The organism is Pseudomonas sp. UBA5568, from assembly GCF_002425525.1.
Taxonomy (GTDB): domain Bacteria; phylum Pseudomonadota; class Gammaproteobacteria; order Pseudomonadales; family Pseudomonadaceae; genus Aquipseudomonas; species Aquipseudomonas fulva.
In genome coordinates, this window is the sequence record NZ_DIMK01000052.1 from 1 (window position 1) to 20,462 (window position 20,462).

Consider the following 20,462-nt stretch of genomic DNA (forward strand, 5'->3'; position numbering starts at 1 on the left):
GTCGCGATCTGCGGCGCCTGAACTACCGCGCGCTTAGAAGCAAGAGCAAGAGCAAGAGCAAGAGCAAGAGCAAGAGCAAGAGCAACTGCAACTGCAACTGCAACTGCAACTGCAACTGCAACTGCAACTGCAACTGCAACTGCAACTGCAACTGCAAGCCGCGCGCCCTGCAAGATGTATTGCAACTGAAATTAGTCTTGTAGGGCCATAGAATATCACCCTAGCCAAGGCTCATCCCCAACAACCCTGGTGAATCATCGTGCTCGTTCGTTCATATAAAAAAGCGGCGGAATAACCCGCGATCACGCCTAGGACGAACGGACACGCCATGACACTTCGCACCCAATCACTTTCACGTACCCAGATATTGCGCCTAACCTTGCTAGCCGTTGCCCTCTCACCGCTTGACCACCTACCCGCCCTGGCAGCTGATCAGGTAAAGACCATCAGCCACGATATCGCCCCAGGCCCCCTCGACAGCGTACTGAACGCATACGCCCAGCGCGCCGCCCTTTCGGTGTCGTTCGATCGTAACGCCCTCGCCGACCTGCGCTCGAGCGGCCTGCAAGGACGCTACGGCGCATGGGAGGGGCTTAATCACCTGTTGCAAGGCACTGGCCTGCGCCTCAGTCGCGACACCAATGGTGGCTACCTAGTGCTCCCCCCCGCCCCGAGCAACAGCGGGGCGATGGAACTGACCGCCCTGAGCATTTCCGGCAAGGCCCCCGGCGCACTCACCGAAGGTTCAGGCGCCTACACGACCGAATCGTCCAGCAGCTCCACGCGCCTGAACCTGTCACTCAAGCAAACCCCACAATCGATCACGGTCCTGACGCGCCAGCGCCTGGACGACCAGAAGCTCGATACCCTCACCGACGCACTGGACGCAACCACCGGCATCACCGTCATTCGCGAAAGTCTGGGCGCCGACAGTACGGCGTACCTGTCACGGGGCTTTGCCATCCGCAACTTCGAGATCGACGGCGTCCCCACGTCGGCGAACATGGACAACTACACCCAGAACACGGCCATGTACGACCGCGTGGAAATCGTGCGCGGCGCCACGGGCCTGATCAGTGGCATGGGCAACCCATCGGCCACCATCAACCTGATTCGCAAACGCCCCACCGTTGATCCTCACGTGCAACTGAGCGCCGAGGCTGGTAGCTGGGATCGCTATGGCCTGGGTGTTGATGTGAGCGGCGCGCTCGATGAAAGCGGCAGGCTGCGCGGCCGCCTGGTGGCCGATCACAAGGACCAGCACGCCTGGATCGACCGCTTTAGCCAAGCAATCTCGACCCTATATGGCATCACCGAACTGGACCTGAGCGACACGACCCTGCTGACGTTGGGCCTCAGCCATCAGGTCACCCACAGTACCGCCCCCATTCGCACCGGCTTCCCGCTGTTCACCACGGACGGGGCACGCACACATTTCTCCCGCTCGTTCAATACCGCGCCAAACTGGAGCTACTATGATCGGCAGCAAAGTACCCTCTTCACCTCGCTTGAACATCAGTTCGCCAACGGGTGGAGCGGCAAGGTGGAGTACACCCACGCGCGCAACGACTACGACACCGTGATCGCCTACGTCGATGGCGAAATCGACCCAGCAACCGGTGCCGGTGCAACGATCAACCCGACACGCTGGAAGGCAGCGCCCATCCAGGACAGCCTGGACGCCTATCTCACCGGCACCTTCGACGCCCTGGGGCGCGAGCACGAATTGATCGGCGGCGTGACCCTGTCGCGGACCGAGGAAAGAGGCACCTCCAACTTCGGCGGCTGGCAGAGCGCTCGAACAGGCTACGACGACACCATCGACAACATCTTCAACTGGAACGGGTCGTCCCCCAAGCCAGTGTTCACCCAAATCGGTACCACCGACATGACCGAAACCCAGTACGCCGGCTACTTGACCTCGCGGCTGCACCTGAGCGACGCCGCCAGGCTGATCCTCGGGGCGCGCGTGGTCGACTGGAACAGGGTGAACAAGAGCGCGCTCTATAATGGCTCGCGTCAACGCACCGAGCGCACCGAAAATGGTGTGGTCATCCCCTATGCTGGGCTGGTCTATGACCTGAACGATACTTGGGCTGCCTACGCCAGCTATACCCAAATCTTCAACCCGCAAGGTAACCAGATCCGCGACGTCAAGGGCTCGCCCCTCGACCCACAGGAAGGCACAGGCTACGAAGTAGGATTGAAAGCCGACCTGCTCGACGAACGCCTGACCGCGAGCCTGGCCCTGTTCCGAGTAGAGCAGGACAACCTGGCAATCGCCGATGGGCGCCTGCTCCAGCCCAACGGGTTTCAGGCGTATCGCGCCGAGAGCGGCACCACGAGCGAAGGTGTGGAGCTTGAGGTCAACGGTGAGCTGGCTGAAGGCTGGCAGGTCATGGCGGGCTATTCCTATAACGTCAGCTTCGATACCAACGACGAGCGCATCGTCACCGAGATTCCGCGCAACAGCGTGAAGCTGTTCACCACTTACCGCCTGCCGGGTGAGCTGGATAAATGGACTGTCGGCGGCGGGGTCAACTGGCAAAGTGAAACGGGCTACGCCTTGAGCTACGCCACCACCCAGAGCAGTTATGCGCTGGTCAACCTGATGACTCGCTACCAGGTCACTCCACAGCTTTCAGCCAGTGTGAACGTCAGTAACCTGTTCGACAGGCACTACCTGACGACCACGGCGGGTGGCATCTACGGCGCACCACGCAACGTCATGACAACGCTGCGCTACAACTTCTGAGGCCCACACCCGCCGACGGATAAGCGGGCCCATCAATGACGGGCCCGGTAGTTACGCCAGTTCTCCCTCCCAGGGATGCTCCAGCAGCAGCCGCAAGGTCAATGACAGGGTCAGCTGGCGCTCGGCCGCGCTGCGCTCATCGGCAAGGTTACCCACGGCCTCGATGATCTGCTGCTCGGTCATACCTTCCTGGCCCTGCAAAAGTGCCTCGAGCTGGACGTGGTAGGGCTGGTTCAATGTCTCGTATTCGTTTGCATACGAAGTGCGCACAAAATCCATCCAAAACGTGCGCTGCAGTAGCGAATCGGCAATCCGCGCGTTGCTTTCAGTCAGCAGAATACTGCGTGCGGCTTCACGCAGACGCACATCGTCGACGTCGGAAAATACCCGGTGATACATGTAGCGTGATTGAGCCGGCAGTCCCAACGGCCGGACCAAACCTGCCCGATATGCCAGGTGTATCTCCACTTCATCGATCAGGCCGTAGGGGTTGCTGGCCCGCTCGCTGGCAATATGCTGGGCTGCGACGCGATCCACCTCGTCCAGGCGATACAGCTCGCGGCCAATGCGCACGAGAGCAGGCGCCGTGTCTGCGGCGGCAAGCCCTGCGGTGCGGGTCGCGACCAGGGCACGCACCTCGAACAGGCTAAGCATCAGCAGCATCTGATCAGCACAGGTGCGCGGGCCCGCTGCCTGCTGGAAGACAGCTTCACGGACCTGCGAATGCTCGACACACACCTCGATCAACGCCCAGATACGCCTGCGCAGATCGATGCCTTGAAAGTCATAGTCGTTCGAGCGCCCAAGGTCGTTGAAGAACCGCATCAGGTCATCGCTGCCAGGCTCGTCGGTCAGCGCCGCCCAATGCTCGGAGCGAATCCCACGCTCCTCAGGGCTGGAGTCCGCCAACCAGCGCTCAAGGGATTCTTGCCCGCCAGGGCCATGACGGCGCACAGGCAAGGCCGTTGCCCCGCCTTCGCCCAGAGTGCTGCGTAGCGCGGTCTGCGTGGGTTCGGGCACAGGGTTATCGTGCAGGCTTAGCCCAGCCAGACGCCGGTGGGAGTGAGCAAGGGTCGGGCTCATGCCCGCGATATGGTTGTCGCGAAGGTCGATGTCTTCCAACGCGGGGTGCATGTATACCTCTATCGGCAACTCGTTCAAGCCCGTGCCACGCAAGTGCAGCCGTTGTAGATCCAGCAACCGTCCCAGCGGTGGCAGCCGATCGATAGGGTTATGCGACAGGTCAAGGATGCGCAACCTGGTCAATGCACTGAGCCTGGCCAGGCCTGCGTCGTCGATCACGATCTGGTTGCGCGTCAGGCGCAGCTCGGTGAGCTGGGTCAGTGCCTGCAAGCCTTCTGGAACACTGCTTAGCAAGTTGTGGCTCAAGTCCAGGGTGCGTACATTGGGGAATCGCTGGAGAAACCCCTCGGTGACGCTCGACAAGTAGGCGCGGCGAATTGTCAGGTGGGTGACATGATCGAACGACGCTTGCTCAGGCAACAGCGGAAGACTTTCGATGCGCTCGCTGTCGATGACCAGGCGGTACTCGCCATCGGCATCGGGTCGCTTACGCCGCCAGCATTGGCGGATGCGACGAGCAATCTGTCGACGGCGCTCAGGCAAAGGCGCAGTGGTTGCTTCTCGGCGCCAGGCTGCCAGGTTTTCACCCAGATCGACAAGGCACTGCTGCAATTGGCGCAGGTGATCCCACGGTTGCTCGCCCTGCAACCGCACCCGCTCTAGATACACTTCGATTTCCATCTCGTTCAGCGTCGGGAAGATCTGCTGGTAGCCGCGAAGCATGGCTTGCCGCGACCCTTCCGGACGGCCACTCAGCCTATAGCCGATACGTCCATCGCCAAGGCGCATCGCAGGCCTTGGCTTGCCCACCGGCACCATGCCCAAGAGCCGCGCAGCCTGTGTCCGGTCAGCAAAAGCACGGTCTGCCAGCGCGCTGGCAAGATCGGCCGGGGCCCCCGAGGCCGCCCCCATGGCAACGCGCTGCTCGGGGTCAAGGGTGCGCAGCAATGCCTGGAAAAAATCATCACTGGCCACAGCACCGTGCAGGGGACGTCCTGCATGATCGGTTATCAGGTACCCCTGTGCCTTATGAATCAGGCAGCGGGTCTCGGGTGCCGTGTCAGCGCCTACGCTGGCTCGCATGTCGCCCCCGAATTGCGCCTCGTGCACTTCTATCTTGACTGCCGCAGCCCAAGGCCAGTCGCGGTACAGCAATGCCAAAGCCAACCGCTCGGTATCCCTGTTAACGGCGTTGGCCTGCTCGAAACCAGCACACGCACGATCCAGGCGTGCGTCATGCAACGCCCATCGTGCCCGCTCGGCCAGCGCAAGCGGCACTTTGCGTTGCTCCAGCAACTGCCTGAGCTCGGTATCGCCCGCGGCCGTGAGCAACTCCCGGCCAGCGCGCGTGGAAAGTGCTGGAAAATCGCGGTGCAGCGGCTCGGCCGCCAGCGCGGGCACTTCCTGTGCCTCATGCCAATGCGCTTCGAAGGCTTGTCCACGCAGGCGGGGGAACGCTCGATGCAGCTCGTATCTGTGCACGGCATCACACAACCGCGCAGGTGCAGGTGCGTTTTCAAGATGCAAGCGACGCAACGCGGCTTCGTCCAGCCCTACACTGCGCAGCACCGCGCGCACCGCTGCTGGACTAACCGAACTCAGGTTCGAGCCCAGACGCGCCACCAGCATGCCGACGTCGGACCACTCCTGAGGGCGCTCCAGTGCATGGCGCATCCCGCCCGCCTCATTGTCTTCCAGGCTAACTGCAGGGGCTTGGACACGCTGCGGATGCTCAATCGTCGCGCGATACTCACTAGGCCCCAACCTGTAGGCACTGCCCTCTACGGCCACGTGTAAACGCCCATTGAGCAAACCCCGCTGCCCGGCCATCAGGTGCGAGTCGGGAACCGCATAACCTGGCAGGTCGACCCGGGCCAGGCGCTGCTCGCCCGCAGGCGTCAGCACAGGTGCCAGTTCATCGATGACGCCCTCTCGCGCCAGCATCCGGCCCGTGGCTGCACCGACAGCGGCGCCTACCCCAATCATGACGACGTTTTGCGCCACCGACATCAGATGACCGAGCGCTGCCTCTCGATCGCCAAGCGCCCACTCGTGGTAGCCATCGATCACGTCATCGGTAACCTGGCGCGCCGCCAGTGCGAGCAAGGGCAACCCGAGCTCGGGTACGAAGAAACTGGCCAAGCCCAGCAGGTCCAGCCCGAGACCCTTGAGTAAGTGGTTACGCCGGTCGCGCGCTTGACTGTCCACCGCCGTGCTGGGCACAGCCAGGGACTGCGCGTCCTCGAGCAGGGTGTCGACCTGGACGCTGCGCAGGTGCGCGATCAGTGCACCGTGGATGACTTGGTGGCGACCGTCCAGTTCGATGGGGTCCTCAGCCGCTGCGCTGCCCAGCGCATGCTGGAAGCGCTGGCTGAAATGCAGGCGATCATGCTCCTTGATGAAGCGCTGGAAGAACTGCCGGTACGCAGGGTCGCGCAAACGCGTGCCAAGGCTGCGAAACAACTGCGACCACGAAGGGTAAGCGCCAATGGCGCCATGGGGATCGTCAGGTATCCACACGATCAGATTCTGTGGCGCGGATGAGCCGTGCTCAGACGCAGGTTCGAACACCGTAACACCGGTCACCACTCGGCCAAACAGCCGAATTTCGCTGAACGCGCCTGGCAGTGGCTCGACAGCGCCGGCTACAGCACTGACCAGGCGATCAAGCTCCGCACCCTTCACGACGCCCTGTAGCCGCGCGAGCTCTACAGCGGCCAGTAGGCTGCGGCGCCACCCCTCTTCAAGGTCCGCGTTGACTCCGCGTCGGCGCTTGTCGTCGGCAAACAGCACCTGCTTGAGGTGCTGCTGGTAAGCAGCGCCCAGGTCCAAGGACCGACAGACCCCCGCGAAAGCCCGCGGACGCAAGGGGAGCACCGTCCCATCCGCATCCAGCACGTTCGACTGTGGCAACCAGGCTACCTCGGCGGTCTCTCGCCGATCAAAATTGTGCAACGCACAGGCCAGCAAGGGTTGCTCCAGCGTCTTGGGAACCACGCGATCAGGAATGGCGGTTACACCGGACGGGTAACGTACATGCACCACGCGATGAAGCCTGGCAGCTCGGACGTCCACCGGCCGGTGCAAGAGCCTTTGCAATGCCGCCTCAAGTAATGTGCTGGCGAAGTCGTCCAGAGGCTGCACTTGGGCGAAAACGGCCTGAACCTGCTCACGCGCCCGTTGCTGGTCAAGCAGCGCCTGATGCAGGACTTGGAGCTGCTCGACCGTGGCATCAGTCAACCAGGGCGGCAGTCGGTCGGCGATGAATGCATCCACGGAATCATCGGAGAACGGCGAGTTTGTCATGAAGCACCTGTGAGTCGCAAAAGCGTCACTCAGCCAGCTTCGAGACCTGTCTTTGAGGTAGTTGTCTAACGCCACCCACATGCAGCGCGGTGCTTAGCCCGGCGTCACCGACCTCAGTCTCCCCACACGTGGCCAGTTGCGCTACAATCGCGCCCGGGTGCTAGCTGCTTGGGGCAGTGAAGCAGGTTAAACAAGCTACGCAGGTCGGGCCGCCATGCGGGAGTTATTGCGCCTATGCAAAACACGATAGTCCCCAAAGCACAGCAACTGGCCGAGCGCGCGCTGGCCAGCCTCGAACGTTTCCTGCACATCGAAGCCGTCAGTGGTGTGGTACTGCTGATCGCCGCCATCGCCGCCCTGATCTGGGCCAACTCCCCGGCCGCCGCCAGTTACGACGCCCTCTGGCATACGCCAATCACGCTGGGCATCGGCTCGCTGGTCTATTCCCAGTCCCTGCATTTCTGGATCAACGACGGCCTGATGACGATCTTCTTCCTCGTGGTCGGCATGGAGATTCGCCGCGAGATTCATGAAGGCGCCCTTTCCAGCCTGCGCCAGGCGTCCTTGCCCATGGTGGCAGCCATGGGCGGCGTCGCCGTGCCTGCCATGGTCTACCTGGGCTTCGGCCATGCGCCCAGCGAACAGCAAGGCTGGGCCGTGCCGACAGCCACCGATATCGCCTTTGCGGTCGGCGTATTGGCGTTGCTGGGCAAGTCGATCCCGTCGAATATTCGCGTCTTTCTGCTGGCCCTGGCGATCATCGACGACATCATCGCCGTGCTGATCATCGCCGTGTTCTATTCCGGTGGCCTGGACTACCTAGGCTTCGCTGTCGCGGCAGTGGGCGTGCTGCTGGTCCTGCTCATGCAGCGCATTGGCGTCGGCTCGGCCTTCGCCTACGTCATCCCAGGCGCGATCACATGGGTGGGTGTGCTGATGACCGGCGCCCACCCTACCCTGGCAGGCGTCGTACTCGGCCTGATGACCCCTGTCACCAGCCGACCCATGTGGGAGCGCCCCGTAGAAGCCGTGTCGCGCCTGAGCGATGAGGTAGTCGGCCGCGCCAAAGCCGCGGCCCAAGACGCAAGCGAACTGCTGACGCCCCTCAAGCAGCTGCGCGTGGCCCAACGTGAAGTGCTGCCGCCGGTGGTGCGTGTGCAAAGCGCGCTGCACCCTTGGGTGGCATTCGGGATCATGCCGCTGTTTGCCTTGGCGAATGCCGGGGTGAGCCTGTCGGGCGTCAACCTGGACAGCGAGACGCCGCGCTGGGTGATGGAGTCGGTGATGGCGGCGCTGGTCATCGGCAAACCAGTGGGCATCGTCGGCATCAGCTGGCTGATGGTGCGCCTGGGCGTGTGCTCGCTGCCGCCAGGGGTCAACTGGAGCGGCATCACCTTGATCGGGCTGCTGGCCGGCATTGGCTTCACCATGTCCATCTTCATCGCCAACCTGGCGTTCGCCAGCCCAGCGGCGCTGGGTGCGGCCAAGTTGGGCGTGCTGGCAGGCTCGGTGGTTGCGGCCACGCTGGGCCTGGCATGGGGCGCGTGGCGCGTGCGCGGTAAACACAGGTAGCGCCGACGCTGTTTCCCCATGCTCACGCGCATGGGGAAACACGCTTAAGGCTTGCCAAGAGCCGCTCGTCGTCCCAATCATCGATCCGAGTCAACCCAGGGCAACGGGACCTTTCGAACAGGTACGAGCATTCTCAACTGCAGGAGCTTTTACCATGCGCGACTACCCTACCCCGCCCTTCCCCTCCCAACCCCAGACAGTGCCCGGCTCCCAGCCGAAAATGGACCCGGTACCGGACTGCGGCGAGCAGACCTACGTCGGCCATGGCCGGCTCGAGGGCAAGAAAGCGCTGATTACTGGCGGCGACAGCGGCATTGGCCGCGCAGTGGCCATCGCCTATGCCCGTGAAGGCGCCGATGTCGCTATCTCCTACCTGGACGAACACGAAGACGCCAAGGAGACCGCGCGCTGGGTCGAGGCAGCCGGGCGCAAGTGCCTACTGCTGCCAGGCGATCTGGCGCAGAAGCAGCAATGCCATGCGATCGTGGAAAAAACCGTGTCCGAATTCGGCCGCATCGACATCCTGGTCAACAACGCCGCCTTCCAGATGGCCCACGAAACGTTCGAGGAAATCGAAGACGACGAATGGGTGAAGACCTTCGACACCAACATCACGGCGATCTTCCGCATCTGCAAGGCCGCCTTGCCGTCCATGCCCAAAGGCAGCTCGATCATCAACACAAGCTCGGTCAACTCCGATGATCCGTCTTCCTCGCTGTTGGCCTATGCGGCGACCAAAGGCGCCATCGCCAACTTCTCCGCAGGGCTTGCGCAACTGCTGGCCAAAAAAGGGGTACGCGTCAACAGCGTAGCGCCAGGCCCGATCTGGACGCCGTTGATCCCCGCGACCATGCCCGACGAAGCAGTCAAGAATTTCGGCTCCAGCTACCCCATGGGCCGCCCGGGCCAACCGGTGGAAGTAGCCCCGATCTACGTGCTGCTGGGTTCGGACGAAGCGAGCTACATCAGCGGCTCGCGCTATGCAGTGACAGGCGGCAAGCCCATTCTCTGACTGACGCAGGGCTCTGCACCCGCAGAGCCCTCCACCACCTCACGGCATCAGAATCGCCTGAGCGTGGTCAATGCAAGGCACCGGCATGCTGTCCCTGCTCACCATGAGCCACTGGCGCATGCGAGCAGTGTCGAATATCTGGCCTTCTTCCATCATCGTCAGAATCAATGCCTGGGACATTCGGTAACACCCACACTGGGCGCACTGGCGCTGCTCCCACCCGCCGGCACATTCGACGGACTCTGCTTGTCCTGCGCATATCAGACAGCTCATGTAAGCCCCCTTGTTGTTCTTGTTCACCAACGCGTGGTCGCATGACCCACCCGACCCGGGCATGGCCAACTTCCATGAGATATCCGTGCCAACGCTTAAATTCCGTGAAATACGCTGTCCGATTGTCGGTCAGGTCAGCAGTTGACTGAGCACCGCGCGCAGTTTCCCGGGTTTTACCGGCTTGTTCAGTACCGGCATGCCCAGCGCCTGGAACGCCCGCCTGCCTTCGTCGCTGCGGTCGGCGGTAATGATGACCGCAGGGATCGTGCACCCGAATTGCTCACGCAACCGCTCAACCACGTCGCACCCCAAAACGCCATGATCCAGGTGATAGTCGGCCAAAATCAATTCTGGCGGCCGACCCTGCAGCGCGATACAGGCCGCGTGCTGATCCAAAGCCGTGACGACCTCGCACCCCCATTGGCTCAACAAGGCGCCCATGCTGTGCAAGATACTCGACTCGTTATCCAGCACCAGCAGCCGCCGCCCCGGCAGTGGGTCCCCCATGCTCGGCTGCAGGAGGACCACTGGGGTAGCAGCCGGCAGGCAGCTTGCCATTGGCACCTCAATCGTGAACACCGACCCTCGTCCGGGCCGCGACCGCACCCGTACCGGATGCTCGAGTATCTTGGCGATGCGCTCGACGATCGCCAGGCCCAGGCCAACCCCCTTGCGCTCGGCTGCACGGCCCACATCCAACTGGTTGAACTCGAGGAAGATCGACTCCAGGCGATCTTCCGGGATACCGCGCCCGGTATCCCATACCTGCAGCGCCAGGTAATGGCCACGCCGCTGCGCCGCCAACAGCACGCCGCCCGTTGACGTGTAGCGGCAGGCATTGCTGAGAAAATTGCGCAGGATACGGGTCATCAGCCGCAGATCGGTGCCCACGGCAACGTCGGGAATGCGCGCCCTGAGCTTGAGCCCTGCGGCGTCGGCCACTGACTCGAACTCCGACACCAGCGGCGCGAACACGGTGCTCAGGTGGTACACGCCCATGTCCGGCTTCACGGCGGCCTGATCAAGTCGCGAGATGTCCAGCAGGTCGGTCAGCAGGTCTTCGGCCCCTTCCAAGGCCTGGTGAGTGCGCTCCACCAGCAGTTGTTCGGCCTGCGCAAGCGGCCGCTCGCGCAGGGTCGAGATCAGCAAGCGGGCGGCATTGAGCGGCTGCAGCAGGTCATGGCTGGCCGCCGCCAGGTACTTGTCTTTGCTGCGATTGGCCAGTTGTGCGGCGTCCCGGGCGTCGCGCAGGGCCCGGGCGATCTGCTTGCGTTCGGTGATCTGCTGGTGCAGGTTGCGATTGGCTTCGAGCAGTTGGTCGGTCCGGTCGGCCACCCGCTGCTCAAGCTCATCGTTGAGTTGCTGCAAGTGCTGCTGCGCCAGCTTGCGCTCGGTAATATCGGCCACGAACCCTTCCACCAAGCCCTCATGCCCGGGTTTGCGCAACAGGTTCATGAGCACGTCGATGTGGCTGCCATCACGGCGCCGCAGGCGGGTTTCGTAACCGTGCAGGCTATGCTCGCGCGCCAAGGTCGTGGTGATGGCGTGCAGTTCCTGAGCACCCCCGACGAAGAGGTTGGCGCCAAGGTCGGTCAACGAGAACAGTACGGCCTGAGGGTCGTCGTAGCCCAGCATCCGCGCCAGGGCCGGGTTGGCAGCACGCATGCCGTCCTGCAGGCTGGCCTGGAAGATGCCGTGAACGGCATTTTCGAACAACCACTTGTAGCGGTTGCGCTCAGCTTCCAGTTCCTCCAGCCGCGCGGCCAGCTCCGGGTAATGACTCTTGCGCGCGGACTGGTCGCCCAGCCCGAGCAGCCCGGCCAGTGCTCGCTGCTGCGCTTCAGAGGGCTTCGCCATAAACGACCTCGACGTCTCGCTGACTGGAGGCACGTGGGTTGGTCAGGATGCACGGATCGTCCATTGCGTGCTGCGACAGGAATGGAATATCGCTGGTGCGCACACCGTGCAGCCCGAGTGTTTCATGGAAGCCCATGGCGTATTTCAAGGCGATCAGGTGGTCGACCAGACGCGCGCAGATCTGCCGGTGGTTCAGGCCCCGGCAATCGATGCCCATCACCTCGGCAATCACCTTGAAACGCTCTGGCGCCGAGCTGTAGTTGAACGCCACCACATGCTCGACCAGCACCGCGTTGCACAGCCCGTGGGGCAGATCCAGGAAGCCGCCCAGGCTGTGGGACATCGCGTGCACGGCGCCGAGGATGGCATTGGAAAAGGCAAGCCCCGCCTGCATGCTGCCCAGCATGACTTTTTCGCGCAGGCCGATGTCGGTCGGATTGGCGATCATCTGCACCAGGTTGCCGTTGATCAGCCGCATGGCTTCAAGGGCATGGGGGTCGGTCAAGGGGCCGTGGCCGGTGGAGACGAACGCCTCGATCGCATGCACCAGGGCATCGATCCCGGTACAGGCCGACAGAAACGGGTCCATGCTCAGGGTGGTCTGCGGATCGATCAACGACACGTCGGGCACCACCGCCTTGCTGACGATGGAGAACTTCATGCGCTCCTGTTGGTTGGAGATGATCACGAACTGCGACACATCCGCCGAGGTGCCGGCCGTGGTCGGGATCAGGATCAGCGGGGGGCTGGGCACGCGGATCATGTCCACACCCTCGAATTCGAGGATGCTGCGTCCGTGCGCCACCACGATGCCGATGGCCTTGCCGCAGTCCATCGGGCTGCCCCCGCCGACTGCGACGATGACATCGCAATGGTTTTGCCGGTAGATCTCGGCGCCGAGCATCACCTCCTCAACCCGGGGGTTGGGCGACACTGCGCTGTAGAGGCAATAGTCGATGCCCTGGGCTTGCAGGCTGGCCTCGACGTCGGCCACCCACCCGGCAGCGATCACCCCGGGGTCGCTGACCACCAGCACCTTGCGGGCCCCGAAGGTCTTGGCGTAGTTGGCCACGTTATGCCGGCAGCCGGCACCGAAGATGATTTCAGGCGAAACGAATTTGCGTAGCGGGCTGAAACTCTGGCTCATGGGCAAGCCTGATCTTATTGTTCTGGAAGGTGAGTGCCAGCGTAATGCATCCATCCACGAAAGCAACCAGACCTAGGTGGCATCGTCGCTCACTCGACCCAGGCCCTGACCCTGGCGAGCTCGAGAAAGCCCAGCACATCCTCCTCAAGGCCTCGCACGTCCCCATAGCGCTGACGCAAGTGCTCGATCACAACGGCCACGCTGCGCTGCCCGTCCAGCAGTTCCAGCACCCAACCGGCACTGCCGGTCAGTTCGATGACCATGCCCGGGCATTGGAGCACATGCATGCCGGTACTCGGCTCCCAGCGCAAGCGTGCCCGCCGGTGCACTTGCAAGGCCTGCTGACGGCTGATCGGCTCCACGGCTCAACATGTTCCTGGCGGGTAGAAAGACGCCGGCCACCGCGAGGGTGGCCGGCGTGCGGATCAACGGTTAGCGAAGTACATCGTCACTTCAAAGCCAATGCGCAAGTCGGTGAAGGTGGGTTTGGTCCACATGGCGTGTCCTCTTCTTGGGCCGGACGATTCCGGTACAGCCATTAATGCACGGGCAGCCGCGGGGCCAAATGCTACTTTGGAACGAACTCACGGCGCCCATGGACGAGGGTGCCTGAGCCTTAGAAGAAGCCCAGTGGATTGATGTCATAACTCACCAGCAGGTTCTTGGTCTGCTGGTAGTGGTCGAGCATCATCTTGTGGGTTTCGCGGCCCACGCCCGACTTCTTGTAGCCCCCGAACGCAGCGTGCGCCGGGTACAAGTGGTAGCAGTTGGTCCAGACGCGCCCGGCCTTGATGCCGCGGCCCATGCGGTAGGCACGGTTGATATCGCGGGTCCACACGCCAGCGCCCAGGCCGAATTCACTGTCGTTGGCGATGGCCAGCGCCTCGGCTTCGTCCTTGAAGGTGGTCACACCCACCACGGGCCCGAAGATTTCCTCCTGAAACACGCGCATCTTGTTGTCGCCCTTGAGCAGCGTGGGCTGGATGTAATAGCCGCTGGCAAGGTCGCCCTGCAGGCGCTCGGCAGCGCCGCCGGCCAGCAATTGCGCGCCTTCGTCCTGGGCGATCTGCAGGTAGGACAGGATCTTGTCGTACTGCTGCTCGGAGGCTTGCGCGCCGACCATGGTGTCGGTATCGAGCGGGTTGCCACGGCTGATCTTGGCGATCTTCTTCATCACCTCGGCCATGAACGGCTCGTAGATCGATTCCTGGATCAGCGCCCGCGACGGGCAGGTGCACACCTCTCCCTGGTTGAAGAAGGCCAGGACCAGCCCTTCTGCCGCCTTCTCGATGAAGGCGGGCTCGGCCTGCATGATGTCCTCGAAGAACACGTTCGGCGATTTACCGCCCAGCTCTACCGTCGAGGGGATGATGTTGTCCGCAGCGCATTTCATGATGTGCGCGCCCACCGGAGTGGAACCTGTAAAGGCGATCTTGGCAATGCGCTTGCTGGTGGCCAGGGCCTCTCCGGCTTCACGGCCAAAGCCCTGGACGATATTGAGCACGCCAGCGGGCAGCAGGTCGGCGATGAGTTCGGCAAACACGGTAATCGACAGCGGCGTCTGCTCGGCGGGCTTGAGCACCACGCAGTTGCCAGCGGCCAGTGCCGGGGCAAGCTTCCAGGCGGCCATCAGCAAAGGGAAGTTCCAAGGGATGATCTGCCCCACCACACCCAGCGGTTCATGGAAATGGTACGCGACGGTGCCCTCGTTGATCTCGGCGGCGCCGCCCTCCTGGGCTCGGATGCAGCCGGCGAAATAGCGGAAATGATCCGCCGCCAGCGGCACGTCGGCATTGAGCGTTTCACGCACGGCCTTGCCGTTGTCCCAGGTTTCGGTGATCGCCAGCACCTCCAGGTTCTGCTCGATGCGATCGGCGATGCGCAGCAGCATCAGCGCGCGGTCCTGCACCGAGGTTCTGCCCCAGGCATCGGCCGCGGCGTGGGCGGCGTCCAGGGCCTTGTCCACATCCTGGGCGGTGGACCGCGGAAATTCGGCGATCGGCTGGCCGTTGACCGGCGAGCTGTTGGTGAAATATTGCCCCGCCACTGGCGGTACGAACTGGCCGTTGATGAAGTTGCCATAGCGTGGCTTGAAGGACACGACGGCGCCTGGGGTTCCGGGTTGTGCGTAGATCATGCTGAGCCTCTGCGGGTCGATGCCTGCCTGCGACAGGCGATACGACGATGGTAAAAAGCCCCGCTTGCCAGGCGAATGCATCGTTGGCAGCGGGGCGCTCGTCATTTGGTAGTAGGGTTCAGCGCTGCGCGTTTGCGCTGGCGCTCTGCAATTGCTTGGGCAGCTTGAAGGTCCAGAGCATGCCGCCCTGGTTGAAGTCCTTGACCCGCTTGGCCACCTCCCCGCCCCACAGCGGTACAGCCCCGCCCCAGCCGGAGACCACCGACACGTACTGCTCGCCATCCATTTCCCAGGTCACCGGTGAGCCAAGGACACCGGAGCCTGTCTGGAACTCCCACACCTTCTCGCCGGTCTTGGCATCGAAGGCCTGGAGGAACCCCTCGGGGGTGCCGGTGAAGACCAGGTTGCCCTTGGTGGTCAGCACCCCACCCCACAGCGGGGCGTAGTTCTTGTGACGCCAGACTTCCTTGCCGCTGACCGGGTCGATGGCACGCAGTACGCCGATGTAGTCTTCGTTCAGGGGCTTGATGGTGAAGCCTGCGCCCAGAAACGCTGCGCCTTTCTTGTAGGCGATGCCCTCGTTCCAGATGTCCATGCCCCATTCGTTCGAAGGCACGTAGAACAGCCCGGTGTCACGGTTGTAGGCCATGGGCATCCAGTTCTTGGCGCCCAGGAAGGCCGGCGCGACGAACACCGAGCTGCCCTTGGCCTCGCTGCCCGGTGCGCCCGGGCGACTGGCGTCGTTGTAGAGCGGGCGACCGTCCTTGTCCAGGCCCGTGGCCCAGGTGATCTTGTCGACGAAGGGGAAGCCGCGGATGAACGTGCCGTTGGTGCGGTCTAGCACGTAGAAAAAGCCGTTGCGGTCAGCCGTGGCGGCGGCCTTCACCTCCTTGCCCCCGTCCTTGTAGTTGAACGCTATCAGCTCGTTGACGCCGTCGAAGTCCCAGCCGTCGTGGGGCGTGCTTTGGAAGTGCCACTTGATCGTTCCATCGTCCGGGTTCAGTGCCAGGCGCGAGGACGAATACAGGTTGTCGCCGGGACGCAGGTGCGAGTTCCAGGGGGCGGGGTTACCGGTGCCGAACAAGATCAGATTGGTTTCCGGGTCATAGTAGCCGCCCAGCCAGGGAGCCGCGCCGCCGGTCTTCCACAGATCGCCCGGCCAGGTCTTGCCGGCTTCACCGCCCGAGATGCCGTTCTCGATGGCTTTGCCGTCCTTGTAGACATAGCCCATGTGGCCCTCGACCGTGGGCCGCATCCAGAGCAACTCGCCATTCTCCGGATTGTAGGCCTGGATCTTGCCCACCACCCCGAATTCGCCCCCGGCAACGCCGGTGATGAGCTTGCCGTTAACGATCATGGGCGCCGCGCTGATGGAGTAGCCTTCCTTGTGGTCGGCCACTTTTTTGCTCCAGACCACTTTGCCGGTGTCCTTGTTCAGGGCCACCAGTTTGGCATCCAGGGTGCCGAAGAAGACCAGGTTGCCGTACAGCGCAACCCCTCGGTTGATGACATCGCAGCAAGGGCGGATATCGTCGGGCAAGCGGGCATCGTACTGCCACAGCTTCTTGCCGGTGCGTGCGTCGACGGCGAATACCCGTGAGTAGGAACCTGTGAGGTACATGACCCCATCCTTGATCAACGGCTGCGCCTGCTGGCCGCGCTGCTTCTCGCCGCCAAACGAGAATGCCCAAACCGGCCGCAACTCCTTGACGTTGCGGGTGTTGAGCATGTCCAGCGGACTGTAGCGCTGGCCCTGCACACCCAGCCCGTTGGTCACGATCTGCTGGGGGTTCTTGGGGTCTTGCAGGATCTCGGCATCGGTGACGCCGGCGTGGGCTGCGCCGGCAAGCAGCAAGGCGCTGAACACAAGGCTCAAGGCAAACACGGGACGGCATGGAGTACGGGTCATGGCAGCTACCTTTGGCTTTTTGTTATGCCGGGAAATTTTCCCGGTGTGGCGGGAATTCTTGTTCCCGCCCTGGCTGCCAGCAATTGACCGCAATGCGCAAAACCCTAGTTCCTTGGTACAAGGGAACAGGGCCTGGCCGTTATCAGGGCCTCACATCCACCCGTTGCATCACCTGCTTTTCATAGCGTGGGTACAGGTGACTGACACTTCGAATCAGCTCATAGCGCGTCAGGCTGATCGCGGCAAACCGCTCGGGCACAGGGCTGCGGATCATCTCGACCATGTCGGCGCCCTGCTCGGCGCCTTCGCGCATCAGGCCATCCAGCCAACGCAGGTAATCGTGCATCTGGGCAAAGGGCCTGCTATCGCTTGCGACAGGGCCATGGCCCGGTACCAGTTGCTGCCAGGGCAAGGCCTGCAACGTGTCCAGGTCACGTTGCCAGACGTCCAGCCCCGGGCTGTTGGGCGTGGTCAGGGCACGCTCGTAGAACACCAGGTCGCCCGCGAACAGCACGCCGGTCGTTTCATCGAAAATGGCCAGGTCAGCGCCGGTATGCCCTGCCAAGCCCAACAGGCGCAGTCGATGCCCGCCCACTTCACGCCTGCCGGGTTGTACCACCTCGGTCGGCAAGACCACTTCGGTGCCTCGCATCCAGTCACCGACCAGACGGTACATGTTCTCGGCCATGGCATCGCCCTGCTGGCGCAACAGCTCGGTCGTACCGGCCAGCGCAGCGATCGGCACCTCGGCGAATGCCTGGTTGCCCAGCACATGATCCGGGTGGTGATGGGTCAACAGGACTTCGATGACGGGCTTGTCCGTGACCCCGGCGATTGCCTGGCGCATGGCCTCCCCATAGCGCTTGGACGGCCCACTATCGATCACCACCACACCGGCGTCGGTCACGATGAACGCCGTGTTCACGACATTACCGCCGTTGGCCTTCTGGAAATTGTCGGTACTGCCTTCAAGTACCCAGGTGCCCTGGGCGATCTGTCGCGGCGCCAGCCGGTAGTCGAAGTCGGCCAGCGCCGGCAGGCCCACGCCCAGCAGCAAGAGCATCATCCATCGCATCAGGTACCTCCCATGGGCATGAAACCACGCCGGCCACGTTCAAGGCACGGCGGCTTCGAACCGATTGCCGCTGTTGTCCTGAAGCACCAGGCGGATAGGCCCCGGTGCGCGTACATCGAACCCAAGGCTTGGGTTTTCACTGACCGCCGGATAAAGCACCAAGGTCGCGATCTGCTGCCCGTGTTCATCCAGCAACTCAGCTTGGTTGATGAAGAACTCGGGAATCCCGCTGACCAGGCCATTGTCCATGGGGTGAGCGATCTGCAGGCGCAAGCGGCTGCCATCCTGGCGCCGATAGCGCCCCCCGAGCACTTCACCCAAGTGCTCCTCCCATCCAGGCTGGGTGCGCACCACGCTGGGTGCGGTGCACCCCCCACCCGCTGCGTCGACCAGGACCGATCCCACATGCCAAGTGCCGTCGCGGGTCAGCGCCGCTGCGCGTAACGGCGTAGCCTGCTCGACCCGGATGCGCACCGACAACCAGGGCATGACCTGTTCCCCAGGTTCGAAGTCGACGATGCGCGGCAACGGATTGAGCTCGGCCCAGGCCAGAATCCGCACCACGTCAGGCAAGGCCCGAGCATCGATCTCCAGCGGGACCTGGCGAGCATCCTCGGCAAAAGGCGGCGCCAGCACCTTGACCCGATCATCGAAGACGAACGGCGCCTGGTTCAAGATCTGCTTGTGGTAGAACGCCCACATCACCGAAGGGACAGGGTCGGCATTGCTGGCAGGTGTACCGCCCAGCCCATGAGCCGACCCGCTCAGGATGCACACCAGCCCCAATCCCGCTCGCCAGTTCATCGTCCGCTCCTATTGGTACATCTCCGGGACTTCGTAGCGCAGCCCGTAGTGCGCGTAGAGCGCCTGCATGCGCCCCTCGCGGATCATCGTTTCCAGGGTTTCTTCCAGGGCATAGGCCAGCTGCCGGTTGCTTTCGTGCACCGCCATTCCGATGTCCCAAACCTGCTTGCCCAGGCTGGGGTAGGCGTTTTCAGCCACCTGCAGGTGCCGATCGCGGGCCTGGTGCAGTTGCCAATCCACTTCACCGCGCATGGCCATCACCGCATCCACCTCGCCCTTGCCCATGGCCGCGAACGCTCGCTGCACGCTGGGGTAGTGGCGCGCGCTGGCACGCAGTAGCCCGTCGAACACCGATGTCAGGTAGAACGAAGGCACGCTGTCCACCTCGACCCCGACCGGGTGACCCTCTAGCGCCGCGATACTACTGACCGCAGGCAGGCGCCTGCGATCGAACGCCACCTGCCAGCGCTCCTGCTGGTAAGGGCCGAACATCACCACCTGGCCGTTTTCCAGCTCGCCCAATTCGTTGCGCTTCTGGGTATAGGCCTGGTCGTAGGGCACGCGCATCATCACATCGGCCAGCTGCTGGTGACGCAGCGGGCTTGCTCGCCAGATGTAATCGCGCAGGTCGTCGTCGAGCTTCTCGCCAGGCGGTGCCCAGATCAGTTGCAGGCGTACGCCCAACCCGTCGGCCAGCGCCTGCGCCAGCTCCACGTCCACCCCACGGGCCTGGCCATGGTCCTGGAAACTATAGGGGGCAAAGTCCTTGTAGACCGCCACCTTGAGCTCGCCTGCGGCGATGATCGAATCGTAGTTGCGCACCTGCGCCTGCACCGCCGCCCCCCCTAGCAGCAGGCCGGCAATGGCGCAGAACATGGCCGCCCAGTGGCGCACGACGTTCATTCCTCCACGTGCACGCTGTCCAGGTAAGTGCGCACTGCCCAGAGCGCTTCCTGGCTCAGGTAGTCCGCCATCTTGGGCATGTATACGCGGCCATCGCGTACGGCACCGTGACGCACACGTTCGACGAACCACTCATCACCCGCTTCACCGACGTCGAGCATGCGCAGGTCAGGCGCGATGCCGCCGGACTTGGCTTCAAGACCATGACACGCCGCGCAGTTCTGGTTGTACGCCGACGCCCCGATTTCGATCGCCTTGTCGTGCTCGGGCGACTCGCGGTAAGGGTTGACCGCCGCCCAGCCATCGGCATCCAGGCTCACGCCGGCCTCCTTGATCGGGGTCAGCCCCTGGGTCTCCACCGCCTGCGGCACCACGTTGCCATGGGCCCAGGCCGACCCGGTCAACACGGCACCGGCCAACAGGCCGGCAGCCAGCACGACGTTGCGTTTGATTGTCATTGTTATGCCCTCACGGTTGCACGCAAGGCCTCAACCACAGAGGCCGTGCCGCCATCTTAGAAACCGCGGCGCCGGGGCCGTATGCTGCTTTGGTGGTCGGGTGCTCGTTCCTTGGTAGTAGGGCTTGCGACGACGTGCGAAAAGAGGTTGGCGGTGGGAAGTTTTCCCGGC

Annotated in this window: 16 protein-coding genes; 3 read left to right on the top strand and 13 right to left on the bottom strand. The window is 63.2% G+C overall.

The features are described from left to right. Nucleotides 1–185, bottom strand: a 185-nt coding sequence (locus B2S33_RS16545) for a hypothetical protein (RefSeq protein WP_288650681.1), incomplete at its 3' end; no start/stop codon positions are given. Nucleotides 186–328: 143 nt separating this feature from the next. Between B2S33_RS16545 and B2S33_RS16550 the strand changes: the two genes are divergently transcribed. Then, nucleotides 329–2,755, top strand: coding sequence for a TonB-dependent siderophore receptor (locus B2S33_RS16550; RefSeq protein ID WP_288650683.1), 2,427 nt, complete (start codon nt 329–331; stop codon nt 2,753–2,755). Between the two features lie 51 nt (nt 2,756–2,806). Here the strand turns inward: B2S33_RS16550 and B2S33_RS16555 are convergent, their stop codons facing one another. Continuing rightward, nucleotides 2,807–7,144: an NEL-type E3 ubiquitin ligase domain-containing protein gene (locus B2S33_RS16555; RefSeq protein WP_197874703.1), complete on the bottom strand. Its 4,338-nt coding sequence runs from the start codon at nt 7,142–7,144 to the stop codon at nt 2,807–2,809. A gap of 234 nt (nt 7,145–7,378) precedes the next feature. On the opposite strand from B2S33_RS16555, the gene nhaA reads away from it, so the two are divergent. Together nhaA and B2S33_RS16565 are read left to right on the top strand one after the other, a co-directional pair. Continuing rightward, nucleotides 7,379–8,716, top strand: a complete 1,338-nt coding sequence (nhaA, locus tag B2S33_RS16560; RefSeq protein ID WP_027914788.1) for a Na+/H+ antiporter NhaA — start codon at nt 7,379–7,381, stop codon at nt 8,714–8,716. Between the two features lie 154 nt (nt 8,717–8,870). Beyond that, on the top strand, nt 8,871–9,728 hold the full coding sequence (locus B2S33_RS16565; protein ID WP_027914787.1) for an SDR family oxidoreductase: 858 nt from the start codon (nt 8,871–8,873) through the stop codon (nt 9,726–9,728). A 39-nt stretch (nt 9,729–9,767) separates the two neighbouring features. Here the strand turns inward: B2S33_RS16565 and B2S33_RS16570 are convergent, their stop codons facing one another. From B2S33_RS16570 to pedF, 11 genes are all read right to left on the bottom strand, one after another. After that, nucleotides 9,768–9,908: a hypothetical protein gene (locus B2S33_RS16570; protein ID WP_165919249.1), complete on the bottom strand. Its 141-nt coding sequence runs from the start codon at nt 9,906–9,908 to the stop codon at nt 9,768–9,770. Nucleotides 9,909–10,130: 222 nt separating this feature from the next. Beyond that, nucleotides 10,131–11,858 carry a PAS domain-containing hybrid sensor histidine kinase/response regulator gene (locus tag B2S33_RS16575; protein ID WP_059183103.1) on the bottom strand — a complete coding sequence of 576 codons (1,728 nt, stop codon included), beginning with the start codon at nt 11,856–11,858 and terminating at the stop codon, nt 10,131–10,133. Continuing rightward, on the bottom strand, nt 11,842–13,005 hold the full coding sequence (ercA, locus tag B2S33_RS16580; protein WP_027914785.1) for an alcohol dehydrogenase-like regulatory protein ErcA: 1,164 nt from the start codon (nt 13,003–13,005) through the stop codon (nt 11,842–11,844). The genes B2S33_RS16575 and ercA overlap by 17 nt, the downstream gene beginning before the upstream one ends. 89 nt (nt 13,006–13,094) lie before the next feature. After that, the gene (gene pqqD, locus B2S33_RS16585; RefSeq protein ID WP_027914784.1) at nt 13,095–13,367 is read right to left on the bottom strand and encodes a pyrroloquinoline quinone biosynthesis peptide chaperone PqqD; all 273 of its coding nucleotides are present in this window, start codon (nt 13,365–13,367) and stop codon (nt 13,095–13,097) included. A 63-nt stretch (nt 13,368–13,430) separates the two neighbouring features. After that, nucleotides 13,431–13,502 carry a pyrroloquinoline quinone precursor peptide PqqA gene (gene pqqA / locus B2S33_RS16590; protein WP_080672057.1) on the bottom strand — a complete coding sequence of 24 codons (72 nt, stop codon included), beginning with the start codon at nt 13,500–13,502 and terminating at the stop codon, nt 13,431–13,433. 119 nt (nt 13,503–13,621) lie between these two features. Further along, on the bottom strand, nt 13,622–15,142 hold the full coding sequence (locus tag B2S33_RS16595) for an aldehyde dehydrogenase family protein (protein WP_027914783.1): 1,521 nt from the start codon (nt 15,140–15,142) through the stop codon (nt 13,622–13,624). A 118-nt stretch (nt 15,143–15,260) separates the two neighbouring features. Further along, entirely contained in the window at nt 15,261–17,051 is a 1,791-nt protein-coding gene (pedH, locus tag B2S33_RS16600; protein ID WP_206405261.1) for a PQQ-dependent alcohol dehydrogenase PedH, read from the bottom strand. A 142-nt stretch (nt 17,052–17,193) separates the two neighbouring features. Further along, nucleotides 17,194–18,126: a quinoprotein relay system zinc metallohydrolase 1 gene (locus B2S33_RS16605; protein ID WP_128610561.1), complete on the bottom strand. Its 933-nt coding sequence runs from the start codon at nt 18,124–18,126 to the stop codon at nt 17,194–17,196. A gap of 39 nt (nt 18,127–18,165) precedes the next feature. Continuing rightward, nucleotides 18,166–18,930 carry a quinoprotein dehydrogenase-associated SoxYZ-like carrier gene (locus B2S33_RS16610; protein ID WP_288650686.1) on the bottom strand — a complete coding sequence of 255 codons (765 nt, stop codon included), beginning with the start codon at nt 18,928–18,930 and terminating at the stop codon, nt 18,166–18,168. Between the two features lie 9 nt (nt 18,931–18,939). Continuing rightward, nucleotides 18,940–19,833 carry a substrate-binding periplasmic protein gene (locus B2S33_RS16615; RefSeq protein WP_110606773.1) on the bottom strand — a complete coding sequence of 298 codons (894 nt, stop codon included), beginning with the start codon at nt 19,831–19,833 and terminating at the stop codon, nt 18,940–18,942. Beyond that, a complete protein-coding gene (gene pedF, locus B2S33_RS16620; RefSeq protein ID WP_110606774.1) occupies nt 19,830–20,291 on the bottom strand; it encodes a cytochrome c-550 PedF in 462 nt (153 codons plus the stop codon). Before pedF ends, B2S33_RS16615 begins: the two co-directional genes overlap by 4 nt. Between the last annotated feature and the right edge of the window lie 171 nt (nt 20,292–20,462).